Source organism: Roseateles depolymerans, from assembly GCF_003387155.1.
GTDB classification, from domain to species: Bacteria; Pseudomonadota; Gammaproteobacteria; order Burkholderiales; family Burkholderiaceae_C; genus Roseateles; species Roseateles depolymerans.
Genome location: NZ_QUMT01000001.1, coordinates 1,119,146 through 1,132,388, shown reverse-complemented (window position 1 = coordinate 1,132,388; position 13,243 = coordinate 1,119,146). Strand labels below are relative to the sequence as shown.

9 protein-coding genes and 3 tRNA genes are annotated in these 13,243 nt (G+C 64.7%); 1 reads left to right on the top strand and 11 read right to left on the bottom strand.

Features of this window, described 5'->3' with window-relative positions; genetic code table 11:
* The 10 genes from fdxH to tolB all read right to left on the bottom strand — a co-directional run bounded on the left by fdxH (position 1) and on the right by tolB (position 10,134).
* Complete coding sequence (gene fdxH / locus DES44_RS04960) at positions 1–963, bottom strand: formate dehydrogenase subunit beta (protein ID WP_058935956.1); 963 nt, start codon at positions 961–963, stop codon at positions 1–3.
* Between the two features lie 2 nt (positions 964–965).
* Positions 966–4,037 carry a formate dehydrogenase-N subunit alpha gene (gene fdnG, locus DES44_RS04955; RefSeq protein ID WP_147307018.1) on the bottom strand — a complete coding sequence of 1,024 codons (3,072 nt, stop codon included), beginning with the start codon at positions 4,035–4,037 and terminating at the stop codon, positions 966–968.
* A gap of 422 nt (positions 4,038–4,459) precedes the next feature.
* Positions 4,460–5,554: an iron-sulfur cluster carrier protein ApbC gene (gene apbC, locus DES44_RS04945; RefSeq protein ID WP_058935958.1), complete on the bottom strand. Its 1,095-nt coding sequence runs from the start codon at positions 5,552–5,554 to the stop codon at positions 4,460–4,462.
* Between the two features lie 166 nt (positions 5,555–5,720).
* Positions 5,721–5,796: transfer RNA gene (locus DES44_RS04940), tRNA-Lys, on the bottom strand.
* Between the two features lie 54 nt (positions 5,797–5,850).
* A tRNA-Lys gene (locus tag DES44_RS04935) sits at positions 5,851–5,926 on the bottom strand.
* Positions 5,927–6,115: 189 nt separating this feature from the next.
* Positions 6,116–6,191, bottom strand: a tRNA-Lys gene (locus tag DES44_RS04930).
* A gap of 64 nt (positions 6,192–6,255) precedes the next feature.
* The gene (locus DES44_RS04925) at positions 6,256–7,137 is read right to left on the bottom strand and encodes a tRNA threonylcarbamoyladenosine dehydratase (protein WP_083526085.1); all 882 of its coding nucleotides are present in this window, start codon (positions 7,135–7,137) and stop codon (positions 6,256–6,258) included.
* A gap of 83 nt (positions 7,138–7,220) precedes the next feature.
* Positions 7,221–7,997 (bottom strand): tol-pal system protein YbgF, encoded by a 777-nt coding sequence (gene ybgF, locus DES44_RS04920; RefSeq protein ID WP_058935959.1) that lies wholly within the window; start codon positions 7,995–7,997, stop codon positions 7,221–7,223.
* 18 nt (positions 7,998–8,015) lie between these two features.
* Positions 8,016–8,543: a peptidoglycan-associated lipoprotein Pal gene (gene pal / locus DES44_RS04915; RefSeq protein ID WP_058935960.1), complete on the bottom strand. Its 528-nt coding sequence runs from the start codon at positions 8,541–8,543 to the stop codon at positions 8,016–8,018.
* Between the two features lie 274 nt (positions 8,544–8,817).
* Positions 8,818–10,134, bottom strand: a complete 1,317-nt coding sequence (gene tolB / locus DES44_RS04910) for a Tol-Pal system beta propeller repeat protein TolB (protein ID WP_058935961.1) — start codon at positions 10,132–10,134, stop codon at positions 8,818–8,820.
* A gap of 832 nt (positions 10,135–10,966) precedes the next feature.
* Here tolB and DES44_RS04900 point away from each other — a divergent pair.
* Positions 10,967–11,638, top strand: coding sequence for a type 2 periplasmic-binding domain-containing protein (locus DES44_RS04900; protein WP_058935962.1), 672 nt, complete (start codon positions 10,967–10,969; stop codon positions 11,636–11,638).
* Between the two features lie 71 nt (positions 11,639–11,709).
* On the opposite strand, the gene rng is transcribed toward DES44_RS04900, so the two are convergent.
* Positions 11,710–13,194: a ribonuclease G gene (gene rng, locus DES44_RS04895; protein WP_058935963.1), complete on the bottom strand. Its 1,485-nt coding sequence runs from the start codon at positions 13,192–13,194 to the stop codon at positions 11,710–11,712.
* Positions 13,195–13,243: the final 49 nt, after the last annotated feature.

Genomic DNA, 13,243 nt, shown 5'->3' with positions numbered 1-13,243 from the left:
TCAGCCGCGCGGGCCATTGAGGTCGCTACGGGTGTCCGAGCCGTCGGCATGGGCCCGGCTGCGCGCCTGCTCATCCGCGAACTCTTCGCCCTCATCCGGGTTGTCATGGCCCGACTCGATCGGTCCCACCTTCATGTAGTGGAAGAAACCGGCCACGGCAGCGCCGATCATGGCGGCCACCGCCAGCGGCTTGGCCGCGCCCTTCCACAAGGAGACCAGCGGACTGATCTTCGGGTCCTTGGGCAGGCCGTGGTAGAGCTCGGGCTGGTCCGCATGCTGCAGCACATACATGACGTGGGTGCCGCCGACGCCTTGCGGGTCGTAGACACCGGCCTTGTCGTAGCCGCGTTCCTTCAGGTCGACGATGCGTTCCTCGGCATACTCATGCATGTCTTCCTTGGAACCGAAGTGGATGGCGCCGGTCGGGCAGGCCTTCACGCAGGCCGGCTCCAGGCCCACCCCCACCCGGTCGGAGCAGAGGCTGCACTTGTAGGCCTTGTTGTCGGCCTTGGAGATGCGCGGCACGTCGAACGGGCAGCCGGTGACGCAGTTGCCGCAGCCCACGCAGTGCTCCGAGATGAAATCGACAATGCCGTTCTGGTATTTGACGATCGCACCTGGCGACGGACAGCTCTTGAGGCAGCCCGGGTCTTCGCAGTGCATGCAGCCGTCCTTGCGGATCAGCCATTCGAGGCGGTCCTGCTGGACCTCCACCTCGGAAAAGCGCATCACCGTCCAGGACTGCGGCGACAGGTCCGCGGGGTTGTCATAGACACCGACGTTGTGACCGACCTCGTCGCGCAGGTCGTTCCACTGCATGCAGGCCACCTGGCAGGCCTTGCAGCCGATGCAGGAGGACACGTCGATGAGCTTGGCCACCTCGATGACCTGGCGGCGGGCGTCAGGGCTGGGCGTGGTCGTGGCCGAGCGCTTCGCGATGTCGAGCGATTGAAGCGAGGACATGATCAGGCTTTCTCAATGTTGACGGTGAAGCTCTTCACTTCCGGCGTCTGGGAATTCGCATCACCCACGAACGGGGTGAGCGTATTGACCAGGTAGCCGGGGCGAGCCAGCCCCACGAAGCCCCAGTGATTGGGCAGGCCGACGGTATGCACCCGCTTGCCGCCCACGTCCAGCGATGCCACCCGCTTGGTCACCAGCGCGACCGCCTTGATGGCGCCGCGGTTGGAGCTGACCTTGACGGTGTCGCCGTTGGCGATGCCCTTCTCCTTGGCGAGTTCCTCGCCGATCTCGACAAACTGCTGCGGCTGGATCACCGCATTGGACCGCGCATGCTTGGTCCAGTAGTGGAAGTGCTCGGTCAGGCGATAGCTCGTGGCGACATACGGGAACTTGTCGGGCTTGCCGAACTGTTCGAAGTCGCTCTTGAACACACGCGCGGCCGGATTGCTCTTGGCCTTCGGATTGTTCGGATGCAGCGGGTTGACTTCCAGCGGCGTCTCGAACGGCTCGTAGTGCTCCGGCAGCGGACCGTCGGCCATGCCGGTGGGCGCGAACAAACGGGCCACGCCTTCCGCCGTCATGATGAACGGGCGCACGGCATCCGGGTCGTTCGGATTCGCATCCGGACGGATGTCGGGCACGTCCGAGCCAGTCCACTTGTCACCGGTCCAGCTGATCAGGCGGCGCTTGCCGTTCCACGGCTTGCCGCTCGGATCACACGAGGCCGCGTTGTAGAGCACGCGACGGTTCGCCGGCCAGGCCCAGGCCCAGTTCAGCGTCTGGCCAATGCCCCACGGGTCGGAGTTGTCCCGGCGGGCCATCTGGTTGCCGGCCTGCGTCCAGGCGCCGGCATAAATCCAGCAGCCACTGGAGGTGGAGCCGTCGTCGCGCAGCAGACCGAAACCGGCGAGCTGCTCACCAGCCTTGGCCAGCACCTTGGTCGGGTCCTTCGGATCCAGCACGTCGGCCAGCGCCTTGCCGTTGAATTCCATCGCCAGCTCCTCGGCCGAGGGGCTGTTGGGAATCTTGTAGGGCCAGGCCAGGTTGACGATCGGGTCCGGGAAAGCGCCACCGTCCTTCTGGTAGAGCGAGCGCATGCGCAGGAACAGCTCGGCGATGATCTCCGCGTCCTGCTTGGCTTCGCCCGGAGGCTCGGCGCCGCGCCAGTGCCACTGCAGCCAGCGACCGGAGTTGGTCAGCGAGCCGTCCTCTTCCGCGAAGCAGGTGCTCGGGAAGCGGAAGACGGTCGTCTGGATCTCTTCGGTCTTGACGTCGTGGTACTCGCCGTAGTTCTTCCAGAAGTTGGCGGTCTCGGTCTCGAGCGGGTCGATGATGACCAGGAACTTCAGCTTGGACAGGCTTTCGACCACCTTGGTCTTGTTGGCCAGCGACGCCACCGGGTTGAAGCCCTGGCAGATGTAGCCGTTGATCTTCCCCTGATGCATCAGGTCGAAGGTCTGCAGCATGTCGTAGCCCTTGTCCCACTTCGGCAGGTAGTGGTAGGCCCAGTCGTTGTCCTTGGTCGCGGCCTTGCCCCACCAGGCTTTTTGCTGGCTGACGAAGAACTTGGGATAGTTCTGCCAGAAGCTCATCTGGTTGGGACGCAGCGGCTTGAGGGCACGCGTCTTGTAGTACGTGTCCAGGTCCTGCTCGGACTCCTTGGGCAGGCTCATGTAGCCGGTCAGGGCGGTCGAGAGCAGGCCCAAGTCGGTCAGACCCTGGATGTTGCTGTGACCGCGCAGCGCATTCATGCCGCCACCGGGCAGGCCGATGTTGCCCAGCAGCAGCTGCACCAGCGCACCCGTGCGGATGATCTGGGAGCCCTGGCTGTGCTGTGTCCAGCCCAGCGCGTACATGATGGTCATGACCTTGCCCGGCGCCGACGTCTCCGCGATGGATTCGCAGATCTTGAGGAACTTGTCCTTCGGCGTGCCGGAGATGGTGCTGACCATTTCAGGCGTGTAGCGCGCATAGTGCTGCTTCATCAGCTGCAGCACGCAGCGGGGGTGTTGCAGGGTCGGGTCGACCTTGGCGAACCCCTTCTCGTCCATTTCATAGGCCCAGGACGAGTTGTTGTAGCTACGCTTGGCCGCGTCATAGCCCGAGAACAGACCGTCCTCGAACTTGTAGGCCTCGCCCACGATGAAGCTGGCGTTGGTGTAGTGCTTGACGTACTCGTGCTGGATCTTGTCGTTGGACAAGAGATAGTTGATCACGCCCCCCAGGAAGGCGATGTCCGACCCCGCGCGGATCGGCGCGTAGTAGTCGCTCATCGCGGCCGAGCGGGTGAAGCGCGGGTCCACGACGATGAGTTTCGCCTTGTTGTGGTGCTTGGCCTCGATCACCCACTTGAAACCGCAGGGATGGGCCTCGGCGGCATTGCCGCCCATGATCAGGATCAGGTCTGCGTTCTTGATGTCCACCCAATGGTTGGTCATCGCACCGCGTCCGAACGTCGGGGCCAGACTGGCCACCGTCGGTCCGTGTCAAACGCGCGCTTGATTGTCGAACGCGAGCAACCCCATCGAGCGCATCGCCTTGTGGGTGATGTAGCCCGATTCATTCGATGACGCCGACGCACACAGCATGCCGGTGGTCAACCAGCGGTTGACGGTCTGGCCCTGCGCATTGGTGGCGACGAAGTTGGCATCCCGGTCGGCCTTCATGAGCTTGGCGACGCGGTCCAGCGCCTCGTCCCAGCTCACGCGCTTCCATTCCTTGCTGCCGGCTTCGCGGATCTCCGGATACTTCAGGCGGTTGGGGCTGTGGACGAAGTCCAGCAGGCCCGCGCCCTTGGGGCACAGCGTGCCGCGGTTCACCGGATGGTCCGGATCCCCTTCAATGTGGACGATCTCGCTCTTGACGTTCTTCGCCTTGTCACCGAGCGAGTACATGATGAGACCGCAACCCACCGAGCAGTACGGGCAGGTGTTGCGTGTCTCGGTCGCCCGGGAGAGCTTGAACTGGCGGGTCTCCGCCAATGCCGCAGTGGGGGAGAACCCCAGCGCAACGAGGCTGGAGCCCATGACGGCCGCCCCGCTCACCCGGAAGAAGTGCCTCCGGTTCATGTCCATGTTGTCGATGCCTCCGGGTGGCGCCGTCGCCACCTTGGAAAAAATCACGGCCGGCACGCGGCCCGCATTCAATATTTCCACACAAAGCGAAAGCTTTGTCCAATGTCAGAGCGCGAGGAAGTGTGCAGTGGCACACGCCACCCGCACAGTCATCCGGCGAAATAGGTGCTCAGATATCTCCGGATGCCCGGGAAGCCCGTGTTCATCGGGGTTGTACGGTGTCAAGAAAAAAGCGCTCCCCCTTTCGGGAGAGCGCCTGGCGTGCGCGCTGTGGGTTGGTCACGACGTTGGCACGGTATTGCACCGCACAAAAACCAAGCCCCCTGCTCTGGCAAATGAACGGGGTTTGCAGCACTGCTGAAAACCCAAAAATTGCAGTTTCAAGCAGAGTTTTTGCTGGACCCCGGACAAGGGCCCAAAGATCAGGTCGTTTTGGAAATCGTGATGGTCGGGAACTTGGAGGAGTAGTCCTTGGCCTGGCCAGCCAGCTTGACCGCCACCTTGCGGGCGATCGCCTTGTAGGCGGCGGCATGGGCACCGTCGGGCTCGGCCACGACGGTCGGCTTGCCGCTGTCGGCCTGCTCGCGGATGGACAGGGCCAGCGGCAGGGAGCCCAGCAGCTCCATGCCGTACTGCGCTGCCATGCGCTCTCCGCCGCCGCTGCCGAAGATGTGCTCGGCATGGCCGCAGTTGCTGCACACATGCACCGCCATGTTCTCGACGATGCCGAGGATGGGCACGCCCACCTTCTCGAACATCTTCAAACCCTTCTTGGCATCGATCAGTGCGATGTCCTGCGGGGTGGTGACGATGACGGAGCCGCTCACCGGCACGCGCTGCGACAGGGTCAGCTGGATGTCGCCCGTGCCCGGGGGCATGTCGATGACGAGGTAGTCCAGGTCGCGCCAGCGGGTCTGGCGCAGCAGTTGCTCCAGCGCCTGGGTGGCCATCGGGCCGCGCCAGACCATGGCCTGGTCTTCTTCCACCAGGAAGCCGATGGACATCAGCTGCAGACCGTGGGAGACCAGCGGCTCCATCGTCTGGCCATCGGTGCTTTCAGGACGCCCCTGGATGCCCAGCATCAGCGGCAGGCTTGGGCCGTAGATGTCGGCATCCAGCAGGCCGACGTTGGCGCCTTCAGCGGCCAGCGCCAGGGCGAGGTTGGCCGCGGTGGTGCTCTTGCCCACGCCGCCCTTGCCCGAGGCCACGGCCACGATGTTCTTCACGCCGGGCAGTAGCTGCACGCCGCGCTGCACCGCATGGGCGATGATCTTGCTGGTGAGGCTGACGCTCACATTGCCAACGCCGGGGACGGTGCGCGCTGCTGCCACCAGCAGGCCGCGAAGGCTGTCGATCTGGCTGGCTGCGGGATAGCCCAGTTCCACGTCAAAGCTGACCGAGTCGCCTTGGACCCGCAGGTTCTTGAGCTGCCGTGTCGAGACGAAATCCCGACCGGTATTGGGATCAATCACCTGTTGAAGGGCTGCCAGCAGGGTGGCTTCTTGAATCTGGGACATGTGAACCTCAATGTAGGCCGTCAGTCTATCCGAGGGGACTTGGCCTCAAGAAGGCCGGGGGAAAGGCTGAAGGGAAGATTGCCGGCCCCAAAGCAAAAAAGGGCACAGCAAGCTGTGCCCTTTCGGGGGATTCGATGCGGCATGGATGGATGCGCATGGAAAGAGTTGGTGGGCCCTGAAGGATTCGAACCTTCGACCAACGGATTAAGAGTCCGCTGCTCTACCAACTGAGCTAAGAGCCCGATATTCGGTGGTGCGGTTTTACCGGCTACCGGCAAAACTCTAAACGTCTGTAGTGGTGGGCCCTGAAGGATTCGAACCTTCGACCAACGGATTAAGAGTCCGCTGCTCTACCAACTGAGCTAAGAGCCCCCGGATCCACTGCAAGTCATATTATGAATCATATTATGACTTGTCGACGTCATCTTTCGTAAATATTCCGCAGAATTTGCTCAGTACTCGAAGACAAGACTGGGCCAAACTACGAAACACCTACGCAAACACTAGCGCTCACATTCACGCAATCACTTGCGTCAACATTCCCGCGAGGTTTCAAGAACATGGTGGGTCGTGCAGGATTCGAACCTGCGACCAACGGATTAAAAGTCCGCTGCTCTACCGACTGAGCTAACGACCCGCGTGTGCTTTTCAGCACTTAGTTCTTACTCTTCGAGGTGTTTGCCCCTCAGCAGAGCCGCAGATTATAGAGCGCTTTTTTCGCGCCGCGCAAGTGCCTTCAAATACTGGGCCACAAGGTCCGCGGCCGCGACCATGCCGAAGCCTGCCGTGACCGCCACGCTGGAGCCGTAGCCATGGCAGTTGAGGCTGCCATCCACCTCGCAGGACTCGTCCGGCCGCCGCACCGGCTCGCGCGAGAACACACAGCGCACCCCCATGCTGCCCTGCCGAGGCAGGTCGTGCTGCTTGCGCAGGCGCTGACGCAGACTGGCCAGCAGCGGGTCGTGCGTCGTCTCGGACAAGTCCAGCACTTCGACATCCTGCGGACGATGCTTGCCGCCCGCCGCGCCGACACACAGATGCGCCAGCTTCAGTCGCCGCGCCCACGCGGCGATCTGCGCTTTGGCACGGACTTGGTCACAGGCATCCACGATGCCATCGATGGCGACATCGCCCAGCAACAGGGGCCAGTTCTCGTCATCCACGAACTCCTCGATGGTGATGACTTCGCAGCCCGGATGGATGTCGGCCACGCGCTGACGCAGGGCCTCGGCCTTGGCCATGCCCAGCGTGCTGCCCAGCGCCTGCACCTGCCGGTTGATGTTGGACTCGGCGACATGGTCCAGGTCGATGAGCACCAGGCGCGCCACACCCATGCGAGCCAACGCCTCGACCACCCAGGACCCCACCCCGCCCAGGCCCACCACGGCGAAGCGGGCCGCCCGCAGGTGCCGGTAGTCGCGCTCACCATGCAGGCGCTGGAGTCCGCCGAAACGACGCTCGCTGTCGGCGTCCAGGTCTGCGCCGTGCGCGGTCGCGGGCGCGGTCGCTGGAATGGTCGCGGGCGCGGCCGCCAAGGCGGCGTCGGCAGCGGGAACCAGGGAGGTAGAGGGCGTCGCGGTCATGCCGGTCATCGTCTCAGAAACAACAAAGCCCCGCGGATCGTCCGACGGGGCCTGGATCAAGGCCGGAGGCGCTCCGGCCCGGTTCAGCGTAGCGACGCCATCCGCTCCTTCGCGGCACGGGCAGCTTCACTGTTGGGATAGGCCTTGGTCAGATCATCCAGCGTCTTGCGGGCGCTCTTGGTGTCCTTGAGCTCGATCTGGCAGTTGGCGATGGCCAACAGGCTTTCCGCAGCGCGCGGGTGGTCCGGATTGGCCGCCACGAAGGACTTGAAGGTGGCAATGGCGCCCTTGTAGTCGCGCTTGCCATACTGGGCATTGCCCAGCCAGAAGCGCACGGTGTCGGTATAGCCGCTGGCGGGATACCGCTGCAGGAAGGACGAATACGCCGACACGGCTTCATTGAAGTCGCCGTTGCGGACCAGGCCCATGGCGGCGTCGAACTGCCGCTTTTCTTCCGGGTCCGCCTGGAATTCCTTGCCGTCCATGGAAACCTTCTGAGGTTCCAGCGGACGCAGGCGGTTGTCGATGGTCGCGGACTGGTCGGACACCTTGCGCTGGGTCTCGGACAGGTCACGCGCCAGCTGTTCATTCTGGCCTCTCAGCTTGGCGATCTCGGCGCGCAGGCCATCGATCTGGCTGGAGAGATCCAGCAGGCCCCGCTGCGCGGTGGCCAGCTGGTTCTGGAGCTGCTCAAGGCGGGCACGCTGCGCGTCCTCGTTCTGCGTCTGCTTGGCGCGGAGGTCCAGGATGGCCTTGCGGGCCTCGTCATCCTCAAACAGCGCGGCCTGCGCCGGACCGCTGACGGTCCAGGCCAGGACAACGCCCAGCATCAACGGGGAGAAACGGGGAAAACGCAGCATGCTCATCTCTCGCTTAGCTTACTTGTCGCGCAGTTCGACGCGACGGTTCTTGGCCCAAGCCTCTTCGGTGTGGCCATTATCCGCCGGACGCTCCTTGCCGAAGCTCACCGGTTCCACCTGGCTCGAGGCCACGCCCAGCAGCGTCAGCGACTTGGCCACGGCTTCGGCACGCTTCTGACCCAGGGCCAGGTTGTACTCGCGGCCGCCGCGCTCGTCGGTGTGGCCTTCCAGGCTCAGCGTCAGCGACTTCTTGTTGTTCAGGCGCTTGGCGTGGGTTTCGATCAGGTTGCGGTACTCGTCCTTGACGACATAGCTGTCGAAGTCGAAATACACGGTGCGCTGGTTGGCGACTGCAGCGTCCAGCTGGGCGCCCAGGTCCACCGTGGTCACTTGACGCTCCGGCGTTGCAGGCGTCTGCGGCGGGGTCTGCTGTTGGGTGACCGGCTGGGCGGTTTCGACCGGCGGCTTTTCGTCCAGCTTGGTCGAGCTGCAGGCGGCCAGGGCGGCGGCGGCCACCAGGCCCAGCATCAGTTTTTCGATTTTCATGAGTAAGCGCTCCTATGGATCAAGGGCAGGCGAGTGTCGGCAGGACGCCGGAAATACCGGCAACAGCCGGAAAAACACGAATTGTGAAGCAATCGTCGGTCACGCTGTAAGCCCCGCAGGTGTCACCAGCACCCTTCCCGCTGGTGTCAGATTCGCGACTCGCACATTTGTGAACCGGCGCGAAGGGGACTTGGGCAAACGGTATGCCTGACATGGACGGTAAGCGGATGACGTTGAGCGAGCGGGATGCAGCGACCGGATTCTGGGTTTCCGATTAGTTGCCGAAAGGCCCCCAGGCGGGTTCGCGGATATCGGCCACCGTCGGCGTCGCCAGCTTGGCCTTGACCTTGCCGTCGAGCGTGGTGGTCATCAGCACGTCCCGGCCACCGGCGCGGGTGGCGTAGACGATCAGCTTGCCATTGGGCGCAAAGCTCGGGCTTTCGTCGTCGGTCGTGTCGGTGATCTGCTGCACCTGGCCGCTGGCCAGGTCCATGACGCACAGCTTGAAGCTGCCGCCGCCCACCCGGGTGATGAAGGTCAGCGTGCGGCCATCGGGGCTGATGGCGGGGCTGATGTTGTAGTTGCCGTTGAAGGTGACGCGCTCGGCGCTGCCGCCGGCCGCTGGCATGCGGTAGATCTGCGGGGCGCCGCCACGGTCACTGACGAAATAGATCTGAGCGCCATCCGGGGAGAACACCGGTTCGGTGTCGATGGACGGGCTTTGCGTCAGGCGTCGCACGCCCTCCCCGTTGCGTCCGATCAGGTACAGCTGGGAGCCCCCGTCGCGTGACAGCGTCAGCGCCAGTTGCTGGCCGTTCGGCGAGAAGGCGGGGGCACTGTTGCTGCCGCGGAAGTCCGCGATCTTGCGGCGGCGGCCGGTGCGCAGGTCCTGGATCCAGACCACTGCCTTGCGGGTCTCGAACGAGACATACGCCAGTTCGCTGCCGTCGGGCGACCAGGCCGGGGAGATGATCGGCTCCGGGCTGGCCAGCACGGTCTGCTCGCCCTCACCGTCCGCATCGGCCACTCGCAGGGTGTAGCGCGGGCCGGCCTTGTTCACATAGACGAGGCGGGTGGCGAAGACGCCGCGGTCGCCGGTGAGCTTTTGGTAGATCGCATCGGCAATCTTGTGGGCGGCCAGGCGCAGGTCGGCGGCGACCACGGGCAGGCTTTCGCTGGCCAGGTCCTGGCCCTTGACCACGTCCCACAGGCGGTAGCGCACGTCGAAACGGCCGTCGGCCAGACGGGTCGCGGAACCGGCCACCAGGGCGTCAGCGGCGCGGGACCGCCAGTCGCTGTACTGGGGCACGCTGGTTTCCGTCATGCCGGGCTGGCCCGGCACCATGCTGAACTGACCGCTGCGTTCCAGGTCGGCGCGGATGATGGCGCCGAGCGTCTGGCCGGTGGCGGCTTCGTCCTTGAAATCGTTGATCGCGATCGGCAGCCGTGTGGCGCCGACACCGGCAATCTCCACGCGGAACTGGGCCCAGGCGGGTGACCAGGCAGGGGCAGCGAGCCCGGCGGCGGCGCTGCCCAGCAGGGCGCGGCGCGTCAATGTCATCGAAGGCTTGGCAGTGGTCTTGTTGATCATGGCTTGCGCGATGAATGGAGTCCGAATTGTGCACGAGCCGCACGCGCCCGTTGGGCGGCGGGCTTCGCAAGAGGCTACGAATTGTCCCGGTGGAATCTCAAGGATGGGCGGGGGCGCTGGTCAGTTCTTGGCAGTCCCTGCAAACCCTGATGGGTGGCAACACTGGCATCTGCCCAAGAGAGTCATGGCTCGCCCCATGGGGTGCTGCCCAGAATCTCTGCAACCGTTTCTGACGCTGCGTCATCCGCCTGTCTCCTTTGTTGTGCCCATCATGTTGAACCTGGCCTTGCGACCGCTGCACCTGCTCCTGAACCTGCTTCAGTGGCTGCCGCCCCTGCTTCACACCCGACCCCGCGGCGCTCTGACCGGCGCAGCCGGGACCCAGCAGGCGCTGTGGCGTCCCACCGGTGAGGCGCACCTCGCCGCAAGTTCAACGGCTCAGGGGCCCAGCAGGACCACACCGGCCGCTCCGCAGGCACCGCTGTCCGCACAGCCAGGGGACGCATGCAGCGATTGGCCGGGAGGCCAGGTCCGACAGTCCCTGGTCCAAAGCCCCGATCGCAGGGCAAACGCCCTGCCCGCTTGCCACCGCCGTTCCACCTCGGCTGGGGGGATGAGAGGGTGGGCCATGCTGATGGTCGCTTCGTTGGGAATGGTGGGTGGGGCGGCAGTTGCCGAAGTGGGTGCAGGCGGCGGAGGCGGCGGAGGTGCCGGAGGTGCCGGAGGCGTCGCAGGTAACGGAGGCTCCGCAGGTGCCGTAAGCGTCGCAGGTGGCGGAGGTGGTCGAGTTGGGCGAGGTGAAGCCTTCCCAGAAGCGGCCACAGACTCCATCGTGCTGGTGACTCCCTTTGTGGCCGGCAGCGGACCCGACCATGTGGCACGCACCTTGGCCCGCGCCTGGTCTGCACGCACCGGTGAATCGGTGACGGTGCTCAATCTCCCTGAAGACCAAGGCCGCACGGCGGCCCGCTGGGTGGCGGAGCGTGGAACCGACGGCCGCTTGGTCCTGCTGACCAGCGCCCGCATGCTCGACGCAGGTCCGGTGATGCCCCGAACTCAGCGCCAGCGTCCGGAAGCGACGCCGCCGATTGCGTTGGCCCGGTTCCGCATGCTGGCGCCCGTGGGACAACAGCCCTTCATGTCCGTCTTTCCGGCGGATTTGCTGCCCGGTCCGATGCGGCGGCAGCCATCCCCGCTCAACGGGATCCCGCCCAACCCTCGCATCCTGACTGCACTGGCGCGTAACGATGAGCTCACCGCAGGCTTCAACGCGGGCATCCTCCCGCCGCTGCTCAGCCGCCCGGACGACTTCCCTCGCACGGACTGGAATGGCCTGCTGGTCTCGGCCGCCATGCCCAAGGTCCGCGCCGAAGCCCTGCAACAGCTGCTCAGCGCCTTGCTGGCGCTGCCTGAAGTCCGCTGGGCCGTGGGGCAGGCGGGCAGCGACCTTTGGGAAGATGTGCCCCAGCCCCCCGCTGTGGAGGTGGCTCCGCTGCGGCGCTGACGTTTGGCCGCGCGCCCTGATGCAAAAAAGGCGACAAATGTCGCCTTTTTTGCATCGATTTTCCCCACGACTCACATCAGCACGATGTCGTAATGCTCCGTCTGATTCGTCGGCTCGGCCGTCAAGGAAATCGGCTTGCCGATGAAGTCCGACAGCCCGGCCAGATGCTGGCTTTCCTCATCCAGCAGCATCTCCACCACATTGGCCGCCGCCACGACCCGGAATTCCTTCGGATTGAACTGCCGCGACTCACGCAGGATCTCCCGCATGATCTCGTAGCAGATGCTGCGGGCTGTCTTGACCTGGCCCCGCGCCTCGCAAGTCGGGCACGGCTCGCACAGCATGCGGGACAGACTCTCCCGCGTGCGCTTGCGCGTCAGTTCCACCAGCCCGAGTTGCGTGAAGCCGCCCACCGTCACCTTGGTGCGGTCGCGACTGAGCTGCTTGCGGAACTCATGCAGCACGGCGGTTTTGTGCTCTTCCCGCGTCATGTCGATGAAGTCAACAATGATGATGCCGCCCAGGTTGCGCAGCCGCAGCTGCCGCGCAATCGCCCCGGCAGCTTCCAGATTGGTCTTGAAAATCGTGTCGTCGAAATTGCGCGCACCCACGAATCCGCCGGTGTTCACATCGATCGTGGTCATCGCCTCGGTCTGGTCGATGATCAGGTAACCGCCCGACTTCAAGTCCACCCGCCGCGCCAGCGCCCGCGCCACCTCGGCATCGATGTTGTGCAGATCAAAGATCGGCCGCTCGCCCCGGTACAGGTCCAGCTTGGCCGTGGCCGCCGGCATGTAGGTCTCGCCAAAGCCGCGCAGCACGTCGTATTGCAGCTTGGAGTCGATGCGGATCGACTGGGTCCGCTCGCTGGCCAGGTCCCGCAGCACCCGCTCCACCAGGCTCAGGTCCTGGAACAGCAAGGTGCCCGGCGGCTCGCGCAGGCTCTTTTCCCGGATCGAGCCCCAGGTCTTGCGCAAGTAGGCGATGTCGGCCGCGAGTTCCTCGTCGCTGGCTTCCTCGGCATTGGTGCGCAAAATGAAGCCGCCCGTGTTGCCGTCCTGCACGCCCACTGACGCCAGGGTCTGCATGCGGCTGCGCAGCGCATCGCGCGCTTCCGGAGAACCGATCTTCTGCGAAATGCCGATGTGGTTGTCCTGCGGCAGATGCACCAGCAAGCGGCCCGCGATCGAGATCTGCGTGGACAGCCGCGCCCCCTTGGTGCCGATCGGGTCCTTGATGACCTGCACCGTCAAGGCCTGGCCTTCATACACCTGCCGCTCGATGGGCACCGGATGCGATCCGTCCCCATGATGATGACGCGGCGTGGCGCCGTTCAGATGCAGGTCGGCCACATGCAGGAAGGCGGCCCGCTCCAGCCCGATGTCGATGAAGGCGGACTGCATGCCCGGCAGCACCCGGGCCACCTTGCCCAGGTACACATTGCCCACCAGGCCTCGCTCGAGCGTTCGCTCGATGTGCAGCTCCTGCACCGCCCCGTTTTCGACCACCGCCACCCGCGTCTCCTGCGGGGACCAGTTGATCAGGATATCTTCCATATTGTTGTGCTCCAGCGCTCCCGTCAGCTTCGGAGCTGACGGCAATGCT

Coding starts and splice junctions, on each gene's coding strand:
- fdxH (WP_058935956.1), bottom strand. CDS start 963: ATGTCCTCGCTTCAATCGCTCGACATCGCGAAGCGCTCGGCCACGACC.
- apbC (WP_058935958.1), bottom strand. CDS start 5,554: ATGTCCCAGATTCAAGAAGCCACCCTGCTGGCAGCCCTTCAACAGGTG.
- DES44_RS04925 (WP_083526085.1), bottom strand. CDS start 7,137: ATGACCGCGACGCCCTCTACCTCCCTGGTTCCCGCTGCCGACGCCGCC.
- ybgF (WP_058935959.1), bottom strand. CDS start 7,997: ATGCTGCGTTTTCCCCGTTTCTCCCCGTTGATGCTGGGCGTTGTCCTG.
- pal (WP_058935960.1), bottom strand. CDS start 8,543: ATGAAAATCGAAAAACTGATGCTGGGCCTGGTGGCCGCCGCCGCCCTG.
- tolB (WP_058935961.1), bottom strand. CDS start 10,134: ATGATCAACAAGACCACTGCCAAGCCTTCGATGACATTGACGCGCCGC.
- rng (WP_058935963.1), bottom strand. CDS start 13,194: ATGGAAGATATCCTGATCAACTGGTCCCCGCAGGAGACGCGGGTGGCG.